This window comes from Cryobacterium aureum (genome assembly GCF_002954245.1).
Taxonomy (GTDB): domain Bacteria; phylum Actinomycetota; class Actinomycetes; order Actinomycetales; family Microbacteriaceae; genus Cryobacterium; species Cryobacterium aureum.
Window position 1 is genome coordinate 1 of record NZ_PPTG01000040.1, and the last position, 20,097, is coordinate 20,097.

Sequence of the window (20,097 nt, forward strand, 5' to 3'; positions counted from 1 at the left end):
CTTAGAGTTCGCACGCCGCTTTTTCCGTTCCCGAGTTTCTTACCTTTGACAGTTAGAAACCTAGGCGGAGAGCGGCGTGCGGCCGTTAAGGCGCTCCCAACGGACCCACGGTTACGTCATGAGAGCCTCAAAAATGCTCAATATGAACAAGCGGCTCTCCGGAAGATGTCAACCTTTACGAGCCACCCTCAAGCGCCCTGGGCACCCAGGGGGCTGGAGTGTGCCGCAACTCGCACTTGATCACACCCACTCACAGGTATTCCGTTACCGCTGCGTTACCACTGGACCACCCGGGCAAAGAAGAACCCCCTATTCCCCAGTCAAACACTGGGGAATAGAGGGTTTTTCGTGGCGGTACCGGNTTCCCCAGTCAAACACTGGGGAATAGAGGGTTTTTCGTGGCGGTACCGGTGGGATTTGAACCCACGGTGGAGTCTCCCCCACACGACTTTTCGAGAGTCGCACCTTCGGCCGCTCGGACACGGTACCGCCGTCGATTCTAGTAGAGACTGGGGTCTGGCGCGAATCGGTGAACATGCAGCAGACACACGGATGCCGCGGAGTAGCCTCAGTGGATGCGCGAACCAACCCCCAGCATCCGCTCTTTAATCGCTACCGGAGTCGCCGTTGTCGCGACCGGCATCGTGCTCGCCACCACCTGGTTTCGCCGCGACCTCGAACAGCAGAAGGCTATTCTGAACGAAACCCTACCGATGCATTCCGCCTGGTGGCGCGACAACGCCAAGCACCCAGGTGAGCTGCTCTATGTCGCCATCGGTGACAGCGCAGCCCAAGGTATCGGGGCTTCCAACCCGAACAAGAGCTACGTCGGCGTGCTCGCCGATCACGTGCGGCTGGTCACCGGTCAGACGGTGCGCGTTGTGAACCTCAGCGTGTCGGGCGCCACAGTGGCTTTGGCCGTGCGCGACCAGCTTCCGCGCTTCGCCAAGCTGGAGCCCGATCTGGTCACGGTCGCGATCGGTGCCAACGATATCGCCCAGTGGAACCCAGCGGCGTTCGAAGCCGACATTCGCACCGTGTTCGCCGCGCTGCCGCCGCACACCCTTATCGCCGACCTGCCGTGCTTTCACCTGCCGCAGAACGAGGTCAAGGTCGCGGTGGCCAACGCGATCATTCGACGCGTCGCCGACGAACACGAGCTGACGGTGGTTCCGCTGCACTCGACCACCAAACGGGCCGGCTTTCGCAGCATCCTGACGCACGTCGCCCGGGATTTGTTCCACCCCAACGACCGCGGCTACCTGTCCTGGGCCGAGGCATTTCTGCCAGCGATGAGCGCCGAGGTCGCGCGGGTTTTAGCGCTGAAGGGGGCGTCAGTAACCTGATCGGCTCACTGCTCCGCAACGACCGAATCGGCGTCCCCCATTGGGGTCTCCAACTCCCATGACCCCGACAACACAATATTGTCCATCAAGGTCAGCAGGGTGTCAGTGAGATCAACATGCGGGCTGGAAAAGGTGATCAGACACAAGCCGCGATGGTCGGGAAACTCAATCCAGTAGTCAACGATGAGAAGCGGTAGGTCTGACGCACCCACGTCGGCCGACGCGCTCGTCACCCTGCTGTGCCTCACGAGTGGGCCCGCTTGGGTGACCGCGCTGAGAAGTTTCGCGTCGGGGGTCAGCCGTTCGCTCAGCCGCTTAGCCATGCTCTCGAGATGGGTGCGGCCGCCCTGGGCCGGGCCGAGTTGCTGCCAGTACAACACAACATTCAGCGCGAGCGCCCCGGTGCGGTTGCGCTGCAACAGGTAGGCCATAAATTCGGCTCCGCCGGCAGCCGCACGTATGCAGGTTTCGGTGAGCCAGCGGGCGAGTTCTCGTCGCAACACCGGCGCCGCCGGCAGCCCCTTAAGCTGGCGATTGACGAGTTGCTTGACACTCGCGTCTCGTGCGGCGGCATCGTTGAGAGCGATCGAAAACCAGTCCCCGGAAAGCGGCAGGTCAAAGCCGGTGACCAGCGACAGGCTCGGGTCTCCATCGCTTCGAAATTCAGGCGGATGCGTATCGCCGGTTACCCAGGCCGCCTCGTCATCACCGGGTTGCGGTTCCAACGCGGCGACCACGTCGGCAACGGACGCGGACATCAGATGAGGGCCGGCCGGGTCGAACACGACCGCATTGAGAAAATCGGCATGCTGAATCAGAAACGGCACCAGGGAGGCGCCACGCTGTAAGGCAAACTCGCGGTCGGAAATGTCGGTGATGAACTGTGCGAACGTCTCGGTGGACGAAAACAGACAGAGATTGAAGCGGGGGGCACCCACCGTAGAGTCTGCGGCGGCGAACACGCGGGTCTCGAGCGTACCGGCAGCATTTCGCAACAACGGCACGACGACAAAGTCGAGGCGGAGCGCCCGACCGATGGCGTCGACGTCCTGATCCTCAAGTGCGGTGGCCAAGTGCGCCGAGCCGACCTCGGCCGTGGCAGCAACGAGAATGCTGTCGGGCAGTTCATTCGTCATGACATTTTCTCCACATCAATCTCGTCTTTCGACCCTATCCGCACGGTGCACAGCGCTGCGCGACGGCCACGCAGTGCGTCCTCGGTCACGTCGACTTCGTTCTCGCGGGCGTCAACGGGAAACAGCTCGAACCGGTCTGTGATCGGCGTCGGATTGGCGAGCACGAGACTGGCACTTGGCCACCCCGGCGGAGGGCGGAGCGCCGCGAACATGTGAAGGAACGGGGGGTACTCCCGTTTGAGAAGATTAATGGGAAAAGCGCCGAATGACCCGCTCAGGTCCTGCGCCCACTGCGCCCCCGCAAAATCGCCCGCATAGGTCGGATCGGTGATCCACGGCGTCTCGGCGCGACGTTCATTGTAGATCTGGTCGGCATCCGCTTGGAGCTTGCAAGCCCGGGCGGCGTCAGCGACAAATTCCACCTCGGCCAACGCACCGACCGAGCCGAGCCTGATGATTTCCGCACGAGCGTTCGCCGGCGTCTCTGAACCGTCAACCGCGTAAACGACCGCTGAAACCATCCAGCTCTCTCGGTCGGAACAATCGGCCACGGAACGAGCACGAGCCTGGGCAAACAAATACGTCGAGGGGAGGCTGGAATCCACACTCGTATTGCGCAGAAAAACCCCGCGGTTCCAGCCACCGATACGAGCGGATGCCTGCAGCTCGCGCGCTACAAAATGGCCCGGCTGGCCCCAAACACCCACGTCGTAGGGGTAGGCCAGCTGCGCGACGGTGCGTCGCCAGACGTTCACGGAACAACGAACGGCAGGTCGTTCAGCACCGTAATTCCGCCCTGGGCATCCCACGGGATGCGATACTCCGGCGCACCGCCTAAATTTCCTTCATACGGCAAGCCGTGGCGGACCGTCTGTACGGCCTCGGCGTCATCGAGACGCGCGACGACCACACGGCTCATACCGTTGTCATCGGGAAGGCCCATCTGCATTCGCGGATTACTCAGCCCCTGTACATCGACCGGGCTCCACGAGCCTCCAGTGGCGTTGGCCTTGCCCCCATAGGCACGCCAAATGGTTTGCCCATTCACGGGCGGGGTCACTGGAGTTCGCATGTCACCAGCCCACTGTTTCCAATCGGCAGGTCGCAACCGTAGTGACTGCTTGACCGTGATCTGCTGCCCCACCTTCATGGTGACTTTCTCCATCATGAGCACTCGTCCGACGACTTTCACCGCCGCGCCCATGCCAATGAAGGACAGCGCCACTCCGGCGATGCTGAGTCCGGCCTCTGCCCAACTGCGTTCTCCGGAGGAGGCGAGCACGATATTTCCGATCGCGTTGACCACCGCTGCGAGTCCGGCGACCACGAGAAGCGCCGCAGCCAGAAGCTGGCCCACGACCGGAATCCACGAAACCAGCAGGGCAAGTACGCCCGCGATCGCCGAAACCCAGCCCGCAATGTCCGTGATGACGGCGAGTGTGTCCTTTCCCCAGTTCTCCCACCAACCGTCGTTGAGGTCATCCGAGGAAGTGATGTTTTCAATACTGCTGCGTGCAGTCTCAGCGCCCCGGTCACGGCTGGTGACGGCGTCATTAATTCGGGCGATGGCCAGGCCGACGCCAGCGGATGCCGACACAGCATCCGTTTCAAACGTTTCGGCAACGTTCGTGTACGCGAGCGCCTGCACAGGATCGTTGTCATCGGCGGCCAACCGCAGGTAGTGACGCTGATGCGCGCTGGACTCGTCTGCTGTTTCCCGGGCGATACGAGCGCTTTCCAGCGCAGACTGCGACTCCTGCTGCGCGGCATCCAACTGGGGCGCATAGTCCACCAACGCCTGACCGACGGCTCGGTAGCGCCGCTCGGCCAGCAAAATGTTGTCGGCGACCGTGTTCGCGGTCTCCTGCAGCGCTTCGACCGCCTCCGAGACCACGTTGCCCCCGGCGTCAAGGTTGCGCAGTCGTTGTTCGGCACTCAGGATCGCGTCGGCAACCTCCAGATAGGAGAACCCGCCGCTCTGCACGATCCCCGGCTCCCCCGGAACCGGGTCGGAACCCCAGCTGACCGGTGTCCAGTCGATGGGCCTCATTGCGCCACACTTCCCGTTGACGTCGCCGCCATCGCGGGCGGAACTTCAATCGACTTCGCCAGCTGGTTGTCGACGTCGTCAAAGGTGTCCGCGCAGCCAGCCGCGCCTTCTGCGAGAAAAGTAATCGAGTCGACCATCTCGGAGCGACGGTCGTCCCAGCCGTGAGCAAAATCCGTCACAGCGTCGGCCAGCCCGGAATGCCCAACGGCCGCCGCAATCGTGTCACTTCGCGTGTTGGCATCGTTGAATTCCCGCGCGACAATGGTCAATTCGTCACTCAGCCCCCTCAATGACTGGGTGTTGACGCATAGGTCGGCCATTGCTCCTCTTTCTCCCCACTGCAGTTGCGTTCTGTTCAGGATACGGCCGAGGCTGACGTTCTGCGACCGCAACTGCAGGTTCGAGCTGCCGTTTGCCGCCACGGATCCGCCTGTCGGTGGCCCCGGCTAGGCTCGAAACATGGCAAAATCCGTCTCTACTTTCCGCTGCTCCGAGTGCGGCTGGACCACCCTGAAATGGGCGGGCCGCTGCGGCGAATGCCAGCAGTGGGGCACCGTCGTCGATGCCGGCCAGGCGACCGGAATCACCCGCAAGCTCAAGGCCATCACGCTCGTCGGCGATGGTATCGCCCGACCCATCACCCACGTTGAAACGGATGCCGCCGCCCACTGGCCGACCGGCATCAACGAATTCGACCGGGTGCTCGGCGGCGGCATCGTGCCCGGCTCGGTGATTCTGCTCAGCGGGGAGCCGGGCGTCGGCAAGTCCACCCTGCTGCTCGAGGTCGCGTCCAAGGCCGCCGCCGCGAAGAGCCGCGTGCTCTACGTCAGCGCTGAAGAATCGGTGAGCCAGGTGCGGTTGCGCGCGGAACGCACCAACGCCCTCGAACCAGAGCTGTACATCGCCGCCGAAACCGATCTCGGTGTGATCCTCGGGCAGATCGACGCCGTCAAGCCCGACCTCATCATCATCGACTCCGTGCAGACCGTGTCGAGTGCGCTCTCCGACGGGTCGCCGGGCATGCCCAGCCAGGTGCGGGAGGTCGCATCCACTCTGATCCGAGTGGCCAAAGATCGTGGCCTGCCGGTGCTGCTCGTCGGCCACGTCACTAAAGACGGCTCGATTGCGGGGCCGAGGGTGCTCGAGCACCTGGTCGACGTGGTCTGCCAGTTCGAGGGCGACCGGCAGACCTCGCTGCGATTCATTCGCGCGCTGAAAAACCGGTTCGGGCCCACCGACGAGGTCGGCTGCTTCGAGATGACCGGCGACGGCATCGCCGAGGTGCCTGACCCGAGCGGGCTGTTCCTCAGCCGCGCCACCGAACCCGTAGACGGTACCTGCGTGACCGTTGCGCTGGAAGGCCGGCGGGCGATGCCGGTGGAGGTGCAGGCACTGGTCACCGACACCCAGGCGCCGAACCCCCGCCGCGTTACCAGCGGCGTGGACTCCGCCCGGGTAGCGATGCTGCTCGCGGTGCTGCAGGAGCGCGCGGGAATGAACCTCTCCACCAAAGATGTGTACGTGTCGACCGTCGGCGGCATCCGTCTGAGTGAGCCGGCCGCCGACCTGGCGATCGCCCTGGCCATCGCGTCAGCGTTCACCGGGCTGGCCGTGGCGCACAATGTGGTTGCGTTCGGCGAGATCAGCCTGGCCGGCGAGGTGCGCGGGGCGCTCATGTCGAAGCAGCGCGTGAACGAGGCCGTGCGCCTCGGCTTCACCACCCAGATCGATGCGGCCTGCGGATCGATCCATGCGGCGGTGGCCTTGGCTCTCGGCACCAGCCGCACTCCGCGCGACACCGAACTCGATCGGGCCTTCTAAACCAGGCCTTCTGAACTCGGCCTTCTGGGCCGGATCGCCCGCGCTGGCTCGCGACCTTCCGTCAGCCGATCCCGGTTTGCGGGGCGGTTAGTCGTCGTCGCTACGGCCGAGTTCAGAGCTCAGAGCCTTCAGCAGGTCCGCCGGGGCTGCTTGCATCACGTTGGGTCCGGCAATGTCGAAGAAGACCATCTCCAGGGTCGAGGCGTGCACGGTGAGAAATTCCCGCAGCCACTGGCCGTCGCAGACCATGACCTGCGGATCCACGTCGTCGGGGACCACCCGCACGTAGTTCTCCGCGGCGGAGAAGAGCAGCAGCATCCGTTTGTCTGAGCCTTCACGGCCAAACACGCGCACCTGAGCGGCCTCGCCGTTGACGACGAGTTGCGGCACGATCATGTAGTCATTGCGCAACGCATAGGCGACGGCGACGACGTCTTGCGCTGCCAGTGCGGCGGCGAGCGCCTCGGAACGGGTGTTGGCAGTCGTATCGGTCACCCATCCATTCAATCAGGCGTGGCCGTGCGCGCCCAGCTGGCAACGCATGCCACGAGCGAACGGATGCCGCGGCCCGCACCCGGGTCATGGTCGCCCATGTGGCTAATTCAGGAGATCTGCCGTGTATCGGGGCAGGCGCGGCGCTGGTCCGCCGGTCGAAATGGCGCACATGACCGGATCTCCTGAATTAGCCCCCAAACCGAGCGCCAGCAGGGGCAGATGAGCCCTAGTTCAGGATCATCAACGCCGGGTCGGCCGCTTCGATGCCGTCCACGGTCACATGCAGGTAGTACGAGGCTCCGCCGGCCGGAACCGCGGTGCGGGTTTCGGCCTGGCAGGTGTCGACGGCCGATCGAGTGCGATCCCAGGTGATCGGTGTCGCCAGCGGCATCACCACACCGGGCTTGAGTGTGACCTGGGCGTCGATCGGGTTGGTCTGGCAGTCGGTGGAGGTCCAGTAGACGTCCTGCCCGCTCATCACGGTGAACACCTGCTTGGCATTTCCGGCGTTGATCACACAGTCGGTGGTTCCGATGTTGGTCAGGCTTAGCGACAGCTGCGGCAGCACGCCGGCGGCATAGTTGGTCGCGTCGGTGACGGCCGCAACCTGCACCGCGGACGGGTCGCAGGCCGCGCCGCCGACGGCGGTGGCGACCTCCGGAATGGTGGTGGCGGCGTCCGTTGGCGTGGCCGACTCGGTCGTGTCGGCCGCGGGCGTCTTGGGCGAATCGCCATCGCCCTTGCTCACGCCCGGTTGCACGATGATAAGAAAAAGAATGACAAGCACGGCGAGCAGGCCGAGCCCCACTACGAAACGCCGGCGCCGGTACACCTTGCTGGACTGGCGGCCGACCGGTTGCTGGATCGTCGACATGCCCCAAGGTTATTGAAGTTCTGTGTACCGGTGCCGGTACTGGCGCGCGTGTCGCCTAGTTTTCTGCGAATTCCCCCCTGCGCCGACGGGCATAGAGCACAGCGCCCAGCAGCAGGAGCAGCGCTCCACCGTAGAGCAATGGGCTACCGTCAATGCCCGTCCTGGCGAGGGCCGTCGTACCGTCGGCCAGCACCTCAATCACGGCCCAACCGATCACCGCGCCGGTGGAATTCTGCACGATGATTCGGTGCGTGCCGACCGCAAGGTCACTCGGCAGCACGGTGGTCACCGTGCCCTGCTGGTTGACCTGCAACCAACCGCCGAGTTGCACCGGAACGGAACGAGCCCAGACCGACACGTATTCGCCCCAGAACTCTTCACCGACAGCAATGCTGATCGTGTCGCCGGCGTGGTAGTTCGTTTCGAGCGGAGCGATGTGGTCCTTCAGGGCCGTGGTGAGGGCCGATTCGTCGGCCGGAGTGGCAGCAACCGCCGGCGCCACGACGGCGTTGACCGAGATGGCTAACCGCACGATCGTGCCGGTTTGTGGAGCGGTCAGTTCGAGCACACTGTTGGCCTGCGCGTTCATGGGGACGGCGAAGCTCACGGCCGCGGTGCCCGTTGCATCAACGGATGCCGCACCCAGGTCGGTCGAATTGCCCGCCCAGGCGAGGTTCAGCGTCGTATTCTTCGGTGCACCGAGCGAGGTCAGGTTGAGGTCGCCGACCGTCAGGGTGACGATGTCTCCCGGATCAACAGTTGCCGTCGGAGCCCCGGTGACCGTCGCCTGGCTGGCGGCGAACGACGGGGTGAGCGGGCTGTTCGCCTGAATGTAGGAGATCCAGGCGTCGCGGTCGACCAGCCCCGAGTCGCGGGTGTCGGTGCCATTCGTGAACTCGCGAAAGTTGTCGCCGCCGGTGAGCAGAAAGTTGAACGAACCGATGCGGTAGGACTGCGCCGGGTCAATCTGAACTCCGTCGATCCAGATACTCGTCACGCGATCACCCGCGGTACGGCTGTCATCGAAGGTGTAGTTGACGTTGTCACTCAGGCCCAGCGATAGGAATGGCCGACTCGGAATCGTGCCATCGGCGTTGGTCTGCCACTGCTGCTCGAGCACGGTCTTGAACTGCGCGCCGGTGAGACTCGTGGTCCACAGGTTGTTCAGGAACGGAAGCACCGCGTTCGCCTCAGCGTAGGTCACCACACCGTCGGGAGCGAGCGAGAGGTCGGTGCGCATACCACCGGGGTTGACGACGCCAATCTGGGCTGCGCCGATCGTCGGGTCGGCGAGCGAGTCTCGCAGTGCGTTGGCCACGAGCGACCCCATGGCCGACGGGGACATGCGGTCTTCGGCGCACGGTGCGACTCCGCCAATGCACGCCCGGGTGATGTCAGCGGTTACCGATCCGACCGGAACATTGCCCCGCACCGCAGCCTCGGCCAACGCGGCGTTCGTGATGGCTTGGACCTCGGCAACGCGCGGGTAGGCGGCCACGAGGCCGGCGTCGGGCGAGGTCGAGCGGGCCACGTTGTGGTTTTTCACCGTGCTCGTGGCACCGGAATCGCTGTCGTAGCTAAGCACAACCTGGCCGATGTTCCCGCCGTAGCTACCGGTCTGCAGCACCGGGCGAGTCGTGCCGGCGGCTGCGCCGGGAACCTGTGCGTCCCAGGCGTATTGCTTGTGCGTGTGACCGGTGAAGATCGCATCGACCTCGGCGGAGGTCTCGTTCACGATGCTCGCGAAGGCCCCGCCGGCGGCGAGTTCCTGCTCGAGCGTCGCGCCGTCGGGGGTTCCCGCGCCGGCGCCCTCGTGGTACTCGGCGATCAGCACATCCGCTTCACCGTTGGCATCGTTGCCGTCGGTGAGCTCAGCGGCCACGCGGTTGACCGCGGCGACGGGGTCACCGAAGCTGAGGCTGGAGATTCCATTGGGCGAGACGAGTGTCGGGGTTTCCTCCGTCACGGCGCCGATCACGCCCACCGTGATGCCGGCCACGTCGATGATGGCGTATTCCTGCAGCGCGGGGGTCTCGGTGCCGGCGTTGTACACGTTGGCTCCGAGATAGTCGAAGTTGGCCGCGGCGGCCACCCGACCGGTAAGGTCGCCAAAGCCTTGGTCGAACTCGTGGTTGCCCACGCCCGAGGCTGCGAGGTCGAGCGCGTTGAGCACGTCGAGGGTGGGCTGATCTTGCTGCGACGCCGAGGCGAACAGCGACGCGCCGATGTTGTCGCCGTCCGAGAGGAACAGCGAGTTCGCGTCGCCGTACTCGGCTCGCAGCGTTTCAACGGTGCCGGCGAACTTCACCGTGTTGGCGTCAATGCGCCCGTGAAAGTCGTTGATATTGAGCAGATTAATCAGGACCGGAGCCCCGGGTGCGGCTATGGCAGGCAGCGCGACCAGCGGTGCAACCGCCAGGCTCACCCCGGCAACGGATGCGAGGATGAGCTTCTTAACGCTCGTGGAACGGTGAATCATTGCTCTCCCCTGTGAAACGTCTGTGAAAATACACGCTTAGGTGCAGCCTAGCGACGGCAGGTGTCCTCACGGAAAAGTGGTCGAAGTTTGCTCTTATGAGCGCTGGACCGGCCGCTCGAATTGAAACTTTCAGGGCGACTGGAGTGCGGGGCCCGGACCGGTATCGGCCAGAGCCCCGCACGACTGTGAGTTACTGCGCGGTGAGCAGGCCCGGCAATGCCGCTTTACCGGGCTGACCCGGGTGGCCGGGGTGCCCCGGCTTGTCGGGCAGGCCCGGCTTCTCTGGCTTGTCCGGTTTGCCCGGCTTCTCTGGCTTGTCGGGCTTATCCGTCTTGGGCGTGGCGAGGTTTAGGCCGAGCACGACCGGGTCGTGATCAGAAGAGCGGAATGCGTCAGCGACGTAAAAGTCGGTCACGTTGTTGTTGAACCGACTGTACTCGAGGGCGACCGATTCAACGGAGTTGATGTTCCAGACGTCGACGGCATTGACCGTGGCATCCGCTTCGGGCGAGGCGAACACGTGGTCGAGTGAGCCGACCGTGCCGCCGAAGGCGTAGGTGTACTCGCCGCTCTTGTCGCCCTGGTTGATGTAGCCGGCGTCAAGCAGCACCCGAATCGGGTCTTCAAGGTCGTACGCGTTGAAATCGCCGGTGAGAAAGACCCGGTCGATGCCGGAATCAGCCTTGACCTGATCGGCGAAGGCCACGAGCGCGGTGGCTTGCTCCACCCGAGTGGGGTTCGACGCACCCTGGCCGTCGCCCTGGTCGGCATCGTCCCCGGTGCCGGAACCCTTCGACTTGAAGTGGTTCACGATCGCGAGAAAGCTGCTCTTCTTATTGCCGACCAGCTGGAACGCCTGAGCCAGCGGCTCACGCGCGCGGCCGTTGAACGCCACGGATTCGGTGAGAATGACCGACTCCCCCACCGTTTCGACGGCGGCCGGCTTATAGATGAACGCCGTGCGAATCACGTCTTCGCTGGCCGGAAGCGCGACCGGCGAGGCCACGAAAGCCCAGACGTCACTGCCGGCAACAGTATTGAGCGCTGCGGTCAGGTTGGCGAGGGCGTCGTCGCGGTTCTTGCCGAACTTCGCCGAGTTCTCGATCTCTTCGAGCGAGACGACATCGGCGTTGAGGGCGTTGATCGCCGCGACGATCTTGGCCTGTTGGCGTTCGAAACTGAGCTGGGTCGCGGCGCCGCGGGCGTCGCATCCGCCGCGCACCGTAGTCGGCACGCCGGCCCGATCGTTGTAGTAGCTGCAGCCGGTGAGCGAGTCGCCGGTGGTCGAGAAGTAGTTCAGCACGTTGAAACTGGCCAAACGGATGTCTCCGCCCACGTCGACCGGCGCGCTCGTGCGGGTATCGGCGAAGGTCACCGGCTGCACCGTCGCCGCATTGGACGACACGAGCGCCGTCACCGGCTGAAACTTCCAGACATCGTTGCGGAAGTCGAAGATGACCGGAGACAGGAACGACACCGCGGCACCGATGCGCACCGGTTCGCTGGTCGAGAGGTACGGAACCGGGCTGCCCTGGTTCGCCGCGGCCAGGTAGTTGGTCGTGGCACCATCGTCGAGCGTAACGGCTCGGCCGGCGTTCTCGGCGAGGGCGGCCTGATACTCGGTGGAGCCGGGCAGGGCCGTTACGCTCGGGTTCACGAGCGGGGTCGATCCGGCTGCGAGGCCGATTTCGGCGTACTGGTTGGTCGTGTAGTTGTTGGTGACGGTGAAGTCGCCCTGCGGGGTGAGCAGCATGCCCTCGAGGGTTTCGCGCTGTTCTGCGCTGGTCGGCAATGCCACCGTGACCGGGGTGGGGGCGACCACGTCAGTGGTGGAGAGCTCGGTGACGTCCTCGACGGTACCAAAGGTGACCTCGGTCATCCCGAAGAATTCCACGACGGTGCCGACGACCTGAACGTGGTCGCCGATCTGCACGTCGGCGGTAGCCGTGCTGGAGTAGGCGAAGACACCGTGCGAGGCGGTGTGGCTGGCGAAGTCCACATCACCGCCGGTTGCTGCGGTCTGAAGGTAGAACCCATCAAAACCGCCGGTCGGATACGCGGCCGTGACCACGCCGGTTGTCTTGACGACGGTTCCGGCGAGCGGGCTCGTGTCGGTCGTTCCCTGGATCGCGTCAATCGCGGTCACTTCGTCGGGTACCGGGGTCGGGTCAGGGTCTGGTTCGGGTTCGACCGGTGTCCCCGTGTCGCCGGCGGTGTTGGTCGGCGTTGGGGCTGATGCGGTGAAGTCGGCAGCGTTGACGTCGGTATCGACAAACCCGGTGCGGTTGACCGACGTGGTGACGGATGCCGCGGTGGCAGCCGTTCCCTCAAAAGTGTTCGAGCTGCCGTAGCCGAGCAGATCGAGAATCTCGGACTGCCCGGTGAGCGACCCGGTAGCGGGCGCCGTGAGCGCCGTGGGCTGGTTGGCGAAGAAGATCGTGCCGGAGGCGGCGGCGAAGGAGGTGCCGAAGGAGGCATCCGGAGCCGGCAGCGCTGCACCGTTAGCCGCGTTCGAGCTGCCCTGCACGAGGTAGTAGCCGCCGGCGGCGATCGTGCCGCTCAGGGCGACGACCCCGGTCGGGTTCGAGGTTCCTCCGGAGGAACGGTACTGAATGGAGGTGCCGTCGAGCGACACGTCGGCGGCGGTCGGGTTGTACAGCTCGACGAACTTGTTCAAAAAGGTCGCGCCCGAGCTTCCCCCGTTCAGATACGCCTCGTTGATGACAACCCCGGTGCCGGCGATAATGGCGCTGGCCGGTACGGCAATGAGCGGGGCGGCCGCAAGGCTCACCCCAAGTAATGTGGCGAAAACCAGCCTGGAACGGCGGCGAACGGCGGATGACATGGATCTCCTCATTCATAGAACGATGGTCGTGTCATTGCACCCGGGGTCGCGCTATCGACAGATCTCCCGGCCCACGGATTGGCGGGTGCAATTAATCGCAGCCTAGCGACGGCCCGTGTCCGGGGGGTGAACACCTCGTATTTTGCTCCTATGAGCAGCGCTTTAAGCCGTGATCAGGCCGATCGCGCCCACATTCGCTAGTTCAGGCGCTTTACCATGCGGGTGTTGCCGAGCGTGTTGGGCTTCACCCGAGCCAGGTCGAGAAACTCGGCGACGCCTTCATCGGGCGAGCGTACGAGCTCGGCGTAGACGGCCGGATCGACGGTTTCGGTGCCCATGTCACTGAACCCGTTGCGGGCGAAGAAACCCACCTCGAAGGTGAGACAGAACAGCCGGCTGAGGCCGAGGTCGCGGGCATCCGCTTCGAGGCGCTGCATCATGGTGTAACCGACGCCGAGCCCGAGCCACTGGGCGTCGACGGCGAGAGTGCGCACTTCCCCGAGGTCTTCCCACATCACGTGCAGGGCGCCGCAGCCGATCAGTTTGCCGGAGGAGTCCACGGCCACGCGAAATTCCTGCACCGCCTCGTAGAACACGACGCGGTCCTTGCCGAGCAGAATGCGCTGCTGCACGAGCGGTTCGACGAGCGCCTCAATGCCGGGCACGTCACTCGTGCGAGCGCGGCGTACCGTGTATCCCGTTTCCAAATTCACTCCTCCAGTCTATTGATCCCCGTTCCATCGGCTCTCCCCCGCGCATAACTCCTGCAATTCGTGTTCGCTTCGACCGGAAACTCTTGGAAAGACGCGCAACTTGATCCGATGCTTCAGAATTTGCAGGTGTTGTGCGCACGCAGGGCCGCCCCGGACACAGAACAGGCCCGGCAGACGAATCTGCCGGGCCTTGTCTGTTCTGTTGAAACTAGCGGTGGAACTGCTAGTCGCTCGTGATAGCCAGATCCGGGGTGGCCGGGCCGGTGCCGACGGCGGCTGCGGTGTTCACTCCGACGCCGACCGGGTCAACCCGGGTCGTCGTGGTGAAGACGAGCTTGCCATCGACGAAGTCCACGTGCACGTGGTCACCGGCGTTGAGCTCGCCCTGCAGGATTTTCTCCGACAGGCGGTCCTCCACCTCGCGCTGGATGGCGCGACGCAGCGGGCGAGCACCGAGCGTCGGGTCGAATCCGACCTCGATCAGGTGCTCCTTCGCCGGAACTGTGACCTCAACGGTCATGTCACGGTCGAGCAGACGAACGCCCAATCGCTTGATGAACAGGTCGACGATCTGCAGCAGCTCCGGCTTGGTCAGCTGCGGGAAGACGATGACCTCGTCGACGCGGTTGAGGAACTCGGGCTTGAAGTGCTTCTTCAGTTCGTCTTTCACCTTGCCGGCCATGCGCTCGTACCCGGTCGTACTGTCGCCTTCCAGCTGGAAGCCGACCGGTCCGCCCGAAATGTCCTTGGTGCCGAGGTTGGTGGTCATAATGATGACGGTGTTCTTGAAGTCGACGACGCGACCCTGACCATCCGTCAACCGGCCCTCTTCCAGAATCTGAAGGAGCGAGTTGAAGATATCGGGGTGAGCCTTCTCGATCTCGTCGAACAGCACAACGGAGAAAGGCTTGCGACGCACCTTCTCGGTGAGCTGACCACCCTCTTCGAAGCCGACGAACCCGGGAGGCGCACCGAACAGGCGCGACACGGTGTGCTTCTCGCCGTACTCACTCATGTCGAGCGAGATCATGGCGGCCTCGTCGTCGAACAGGAACTCGGCGAGCGCCTTAGCCAGCTCGGTCTTGCCAACACCGGTGGGGCCGGCGAAGACGAAGGAACCGGAGGGACGCTTCGGGTCCTTCAAGCCGGCACGGGTGCGACGGATGGTCTTGGCGAGTGCCGAGATGGCCTCTTCCTGACCGATGACGCGCTGGTGCAGTGCCTTCTCCATGAAGACGAGCCGCGAGGACTCTTCCTCGGTGAGCTTGAACACCGGGATGCCGGTGGCCTGGGCCAGGACCTCAGCGATCAGGCCTTCGTCGACGACCGCGGTGGTCTTGACGTCGCCCGACTTCCATTTCTTCTCGAGGCGCAGACGCTCGCCGAGGAGGTTCTTCTCCTCGTCGCGGAGGCCGGCAGCCTTCTCGAAGTCCTGCTCTTCGATGGCGAGTTCCTTGGCGGCACGCACCACGGCGATCTTCTCGTCAAATTCGCGCAGCTCCGGCGGGCTCGAGAGGATCGACAGGCGCAGGCGAGCGCCGGCCTCATCGATCAGGTCGATGGCCTTGTCGGGCAGGAACCGGTCGGAGACGTAGCGGTCGGCGAGGTTCGCCGCGGCCACGAGGGCACCGTCGGTGATGGACACCTTGTGGTGCGCTTCGTAACGGTCGCGCAGTCCCTTGAGAATGTTGATGGTGTGCGGCAGGGACGGTTCGTTCACCTGGATCGGCTGGAAGCGGCGCTCGAGGGCGGCATCCTTCTCGAAGTGCTTGCGGTACTCGTCGAGGGTGGTCGCACCGATGGTCTGCAGCTCACCGCGGGCGAGGAGCGGCTTAAGGATCGACGCGGCGTCGATGGCGCCCTCGGCGGCTCCGGCACCCACGAGGGTGTGGATCTCGTCGATGAAGACGATGATATCGCCGCGGGTGCGGATCTCCTTGGTGACCTTCTTCAGGCGTTCTTCGAAGTCACCGCGGTAGCGGCTGCCGGCGATGAGCGAGCCGAGGTCGAGCGAGTAGAGCTGCTTGTCTTTCAGCGTCTCTGGCACATCGCCCTTGACGATGGCTTGGGCGAGGCCCTCGACGACGGCGGTCTTGCCGACTCCGGGTTCACCGATCAGCACGGGGTTGTTCTTGGTGCGACGCGAGAGGATCTGCATGACCCGCTCGATTTCTTTCTCGCGCCCGATGACCGGGTCGAGTTTGTTGTCGCGGGCCATCTGGGTGAGGTTGCGACCGAACTGGTCGAGCACCTGGCTGCCGGCCGTGTTGGCCGCCTGCTCGTTGGCACCGACCGCCACCTGCTCCTTGCCCTGGTATCCGGACAGAAGCTGAATGACCTGCTGGCGCACGCGGTTGAGATCGGCGCCGAGCTTCACGAGAACCTGAGCGGCTACGCCCTCGCCCTCGCGAATGAGACCGAGCAGAATGTGCTCGGTTCCGATGTAGTTGTGGCCGAGCTGCAGCGCTTCGCGCAGACTCAGCTCGAGAACCTTCTTCGCCCGGGGCGTGAAGGGGATGTGGCCGGTGGGCTGCTGCTGCCCCTGGCCGATGATGTCCTGAACCTGCTCGCGCACGGCGTCCAGCGAGATGCCGAGGCTCTCCAGAGCCTTGGCGGCGACGCCTTCACCCTCGTGAATCAGCCCGAGCAGAATGTGCTCGGTGCCGATGTAATTGTGGTTAAGCATCTTGGCCTCTTCCTGGGCCAAAACGACGACGCGACGAGCTCGGTCGGTAAATCTTTCAAACATGTGATCGCTCCCTTGGCGCCAGGGCAGTTGGTGCCGTTACATCGAGAGTAACCAGCCTGCGCCGCCTGCGGGCGTTTGTTCGCCGCAGGCGTGACGGATGCTGCGGAGCAGCATCCGTCACGCCTTTGTTTTAATAGGGACAGCGTGACGTATGCTCCGCGCCGGGCCTGCGCGCAGCATCCGCTTTACCCGGCCTACTGCACCGCAGACGTGAGCCGGGCGAGGTTGTCGAGGATGGTGGAGCGCAGCGGTTGTTTGCGCCATTCCTCCAGGGTCAGCTCGCGGCTGTTGCGCCGGTTCTCGTCTTCCATGGCACGCAGGTTGCGCACGAACGACCGGCCACGCACCATGAGCGAGACCTCCATGTTGAGGCTGAACGAACGCTGGTCCATATTGCTCGACCCGACGACCGCCACCTCGTCATCGATCGTGAAGTGCTTCGCGTGCAGGATGTACGGCGCGTTGTACATGTAGATGTGCACGCCGGCGGTCAGTAGCTCTTCGTAGTAGGAGCGCTGGGCGTGATAGACCACGGCTTGGTCGCCGATTTTCGACACGAACAGTTCTACGTGCAGCCCCCGCTGCACGGCGGTCGTGATGGCGTACATGATCGATTCGTCGGGTACGAAGTAAGGGCTCGTGATGATGATACGGTCCTGCGCGTAGTACAGCAGCGCGAGAAACAGGCGCAGGTTGTTCTCGCCCTTGAATCCGGGGCCGCTCGGTACGACCTGGCAGTCGAGGGCATCCGATACCGGCCGCGGATGAACCGGTTCGATGTCACGGGTGAGCAATTCGTTGGTTTCGCTGTACCAGTCGGTGATGAAGATTGCGTTGAGCCCCGACACGATCGGGCCTTCGAGCCGGGTCATGAAGTCTTTCCACTGCAGGCCGCGTCGAATGTTGTTTTTCATGTTGTAGGAGCGGTCGATGATGTTCTGCGACCCCATGAATCCGACCAGGCCGTCGACGATGAGCAGCTTGCGATGATTGCGCAGGTCGGGCCTTTGCCATTTGCCCTTGAACGGCTGCACCGGAAGCATGAGCTCCCACGCAATACCCGCATCCGTTAGCCGTTTCTTGGTCTGGCGAAAGCCGGGCTTGCGCATCGACTGAATGTGGTCCATGAGCACCCGCACGGTGACGCCGCGTTTGTGCGCGTGCTCGAGGGCGTCGAAGAAGGGTGCAGTGGTGTGGTCGAGGGAAAGAATATAGAACTCGACGTGCACGTACTTTTTAGCCCGGTCGATGTCGGCGATCATGGTATCGAAGGCCAGCTGGTATTCGTTGATCAGGCTTGCCGTGTTGTCGCCGACGAGCGGCATTGCCCCGAGGTTGCGGTTGAGTTCAACGACCGATTCGAGCCAGCTCGGCCACGGATGATCACGGCTCACCAGCTCCATGCCCTCGGTGCTGTCGAGGATGAACTTGTTGATTTCATCCTGCATCAGGCGGCGCTTCTTCGGAAGGGTGCGGTAGCCGATCAGTAGAAAGAGCAGCACGCCAAGGTACGGAATGAAAAAGATGGTCAACAGCCAGGCCATGCCCGACATCGGTCGGCGATTACGCGGAACCACGATAATGGCCACGACGCGAACGGAGAAGTCGACGATCAGGGCCAGCAGAACGGTGATTGTCAGGCCGTCGATGCCGAACATTGGTACTTAGGTGGCCGGTTTGTCGAGACCGAGCCGGGCGCGTTCTTCGGCTTCGATTTGGGCGTACACCTTACGTTCAATGCGGTCGGCGCGCAGGATCGAGCGCAGCAGCAACCAGAAGATGAGGCCAAGCGCAATGGTGGGTACGACCGAAAAGATCGCGTTTCCCCAGAAGTTCTCAATCACACCCACAGACTACGCGTAAAGGCTGGGATACCGGCTACTTGCTGAGCAGCCCGATAATGCCGGTGCCGAGAAAGTAGACGCCGACGCCGCCCACGATCACCCAGATCGCGATGCGGTTCATCGACGGAGGTTTGCGCCCGCCCTTTTCAGGCTGAAGCTCGTCATTGGGTAGATAGCTCATCAGGTCCTACTTCACCAGGGGGAAAAGAATCGTCTCGCGAATACCGAGACCGGTCAGTGCCATCAGCATACGGTCGATGCCCATACCCATGCCTCCGGTGGGCGGCATGCCATATTCCAGGGCACGCAGAAATTCTTCGTCGAGGCGCATGGCCTCGGGATCTCCCCCGGCGGCGAGGCTGGCCTGTTCGACGAAACGCTCACGCTGCACGACCGGATCGACGAGCTCGGAGTAGCCGGTGGCCAGTTCGAAGCCGCGCACGTAGAGGTCCCACTTCTCGACTACACCGGCCACCGAACGGTGGCCGCGCACGAGGGGGCTCGTGTCGATCGGAAAATCCATCACGAAGGTTGGGCGCACCAGGTCAACCTTGACGAAGTGTTCCCACAGCTCTTCGACGTACTTGCCGTGAATCGGGTGGTCGATCTCGATACCTTCCCGCGCGGCGAGCGCTACAAGGTCGGCCAGGGGCGTCTCGGGAGTGATCGTGATGCCGGCGGCGGCGGACAGGCTGTCGTACATGCCGATGCGGTCCCAGTCGCCGCCGAGGTCGAACAGGGTGCCGTCGGCCCAGGTCACCACGTGCGATCCAGCGATGGCGAACGCGGCATCCTGAATCAGCTTCTGGGTAAGGTCGGCGATGGAGTTGTAGTCGCCGTACGCCTCATAAGCCTCGAGCATCGCGAACTCGGGTGAGTGCGTGGAGTCGGCGCCTTCGTTGCGAAAGTTGCGGTTGATCTCGTAGACGCGGTCGATGCCACCGACGACGGCGCGCTTCAGAAACAGTTCGGGCGCGATGCGCAGAAACAGTTCGGTGTCGAAGGCGTTGCTGTGGGTCTGGAACGGCCGAGCGGATGCCCCGCCGTGCATGACCTGCAACATCGGGGTCTCTATCTCGATGAAGCCTCGATCGGTGAAGGTGCGGCGCAGGCTCGCGACGGCCTTGGAGCGGGAGAGCACGTTGGTGCGGGCCTGTTCGCGGCTGATCAGGTCGAGGTAGCGGCTGCGCACCCGGGTCTCTTCGCTGAGCTCGGAGTGCAGGTTGGGCAGCGGCAGCAGAGCCTTCGCGGCGACCTGCCAGTCGGTGACCATGATCGACAGCTCGCCGCGGCGGCTCGAGATGACCTCGCCGGTGACGAACAGGTGGTCGCCGAGGTCGACGAGGTCCTTCCAGGCGGCGAGGGACTCGTCGCCGACGGCGGCGAGGGAGACCATGGCCTGGATGCGGGTGCCGTCACCCGACTGCAGGCTCGCGAAGCACAGCTTGCCGGTGTTGCGCAGGTGCACAATGCGACCGGCCAGCCCCACGGTGACGCCGGTGACGGCATCCGCTTCGAGGTCGCCAAATTCGGCGCGCACGGCCGGGATGGTGTGGGTGACCGGAACCGATACCGGGTAGGCACCGCCGGCCGGGCTCGCGGCGGCAGCGTTCAAGCGGTCGCGTTTGCCGAGGCGCACGGCCTTCTGCTCGTTCATCTCCGCGTCGGAGAAGCCTTCGTCGTTCGAGGCTGGCGTGGGGTTCTGGCTCATGCGGTTCTCCGTTGGTGCTGTCGTTTCACAAAAA

General features: G+C 63.9%; 16 protein-coding genes and 1 tRNA gene. 2 read left to right on the forward strand and 15 right to left on the reverse strand.

What is annotated here, in order from left to right:
- Positions 1-399: 399 nt before the first annotated feature.
- Positions 400-489: transfer RNA gene (locus tag CJ028_RS14740), tRNA-Ser, on the reverse strand.
- Between the two features lie 86 nt (positions 490-575).
- On the opposite strand from CJ028_RS14740, the gene CJ028_RS14745 reads away from it, so the two are divergent.
- Positions 576-1,346, forward strand: a complete 771-nt coding sequence (locus CJ028_RS14745; protein ID WP_105035988.1) for an SGNH/GDSL hydrolase family protein — start codon at positions 576-578, stop codon at positions 1,344-1,346.
- A gap of 5 nt (positions 1,347-1,351) precedes the next feature.
- On the opposite strand, the gene CJ028_RS14750 is transcribed toward CJ028_RS14745, so the two are convergent.
- Genes CJ028_RS14750 through CJ028_RS14765 form a run of 4 tightly spaced genes read right to left on the reverse strand, consistent with a single transcriptional unit; the run spans position 1,352 to position 4,954 of the window.
- Entirely contained in the window at positions 1,352-2,482 is a 1,131-nt protein-coding gene (locus CJ028_RS14750; protein ID WP_105035989.1) for a hypothetical protein, read from the reverse strand.
- Positions 2,479-3,237 carry a hypothetical protein gene (locus CJ028_RS14755; protein WP_105035990.1) on the reverse strand — a complete coding sequence of 253 codons (759 nt, stop codon included), beginning with the start codon at positions 3,235-3,237 and terminating at the stop codon, positions 2,479-2,481. The genes CJ028_RS14750 and CJ028_RS14755 overlap by 4 nt, the downstream gene beginning before the upstream one ends.
- The gene (locus tag CJ028_RS14760) at positions 3,234-4,532 is read right to left on the reverse strand and encodes a hypothetical protein (RefSeq protein WP_105035991.1); all 1,299 of its coding nucleotides are present in this window, start codon (positions 4,530-4,532) and stop codon (positions 3,234-3,236) included. The genes CJ028_RS14755 and CJ028_RS14760 overlap by 4 nt, the downstream gene beginning before the upstream one ends.
- Entirely contained in the window at positions 4,529-4,954 is a 426-nt protein-coding gene (locus CJ028_RS14765) for a hypothetical protein (protein WP_205684061.1), read from the reverse strand. The genes CJ028_RS14760 and CJ028_RS14765 overlap by 4 nt, the downstream gene beginning before the upstream one ends.
- Before the next feature lie 37 nt (positions 4,955-4,991).
- Between CJ028_RS14765 and radA the strand changes: the two genes are divergently transcribed.
- Positions 4,992-6,353: a DNA repair protein RadA gene (gene radA, locus CJ028_RS14770; protein WP_105035993.1), complete on the forward strand. Its 1,362-nt coding sequence runs from the start codon at positions 4,992-4,994 to the stop codon at positions 6,351-6,353.
- Positions 6,354-6,440: 87 nt separating this feature from the next.
- On the opposite strand, the gene CJ028_RS14775 is transcribed toward radA, so the two are convergent.
- The 10 genes from CJ028_RS14775 to lysS form a co-directional block, all read right to left on the reverse strand.
- Complete coding sequence (locus CJ028_RS14775; protein WP_240607321.1) at positions 6,441-6,848, reverse strand: dehydrogenase; 408 nt, start codon at positions 6,846-6,848, stop codon at positions 6,441-6,443.
- Positions 6,849-7,074: 226 nt separating this feature from the next.
- Complete coding sequence (locus CJ028_RS14780; protein ID WP_105035995.1) at positions 7,075-7,722, reverse strand: hypothetical protein; 648 nt, start codon at positions 7,720-7,722, stop codon at positions 7,075-7,077.
- 55 nt (positions 7,723-7,777) lie between these two features.
- A complete protein-coding gene (locus CJ028_RS14785) occupies positions 7,778-10,201 on the reverse strand; it encodes a 5'-nucleotidase C-terminal domain-containing protein (protein WP_105035996.1) in 2,424 nt (807 codons plus the stop codon).
- Positions 10,202-10,391: 190 nt separating this feature from the next.
- Complete coding sequence (locus tag CJ028_RS14790; RefSeq protein ID WP_105035997.1) at positions 10,392-13,046, reverse strand: ExeM/NucH family extracellular endonuclease; 2,655 nt, start codon at positions 13,044-13,046, stop codon at positions 10,392-10,394.
- Between the two features lie 197 nt (positions 13,047-13,243).
- Positions 13,244-13,759 (reverse strand): amino-acid N-acetyltransferase, encoded by a 516-nt coding sequence (locus tag CJ028_RS14795; RefSeq protein ID WP_105035998.1) that lies wholly within the window; start codon positions 13,757-13,759, stop codon positions 13,244-13,246.
- A 223-nt stretch (positions 13,760-13,982) separates the two neighbouring features.
- The gene (locus CJ028_RS14800; protein WP_105035999.1) at positions 13,983-16,508 is read right to left on the reverse strand and encodes an ATP-dependent Clp protease ATP-binding subunit; all 2,526 of its coding nucleotides are present in this window, start codon (positions 16,506-16,508) and stop codon (positions 13,983-13,985) included.
- Between the two features lie 194 nt (positions 16,509-16,702).
- Entirely contained in the window at positions 16,703-18,166 is a 1,464-nt protein-coding gene (cls, locus tag CJ028_RS14805) for a cardiolipin synthase (protein WP_105036000.1), read from the reverse strand.
- A gap of 6 nt (positions 18,167-18,172) precedes the next feature.
- Positions 18,173-18,352, reverse strand: a complete 180-nt coding sequence (locus tag CJ028_RS14810; protein WP_129590509.1) for a hypothetical protein — start codon at positions 18,350-18,352, stop codon at positions 18,173-18,175.
- Between the two features lie 34 nt (positions 18,353-18,386).
- Positions 18,387-18,533: a hypothetical protein gene (locus CJ028_RS21000; RefSeq protein ID WP_161498997.1), complete on the reverse strand. Its 147-nt coding sequence runs from the start codon at positions 18,531-18,533 to the stop codon at positions 18,387-18,389.
- Positions 18,534-18,539: 6 nt separating this feature from the next.
- Entirely contained in the window at positions 18,540-20,063 is a 1,524-nt protein-coding gene (lysS, locus tag CJ028_RS14815; RefSeq protein ID WP_105036002.1) for a lysine--tRNA ligase, read from the reverse strand.
- Positions 20,064-20,097: the final 34 nt, after the last annotated feature.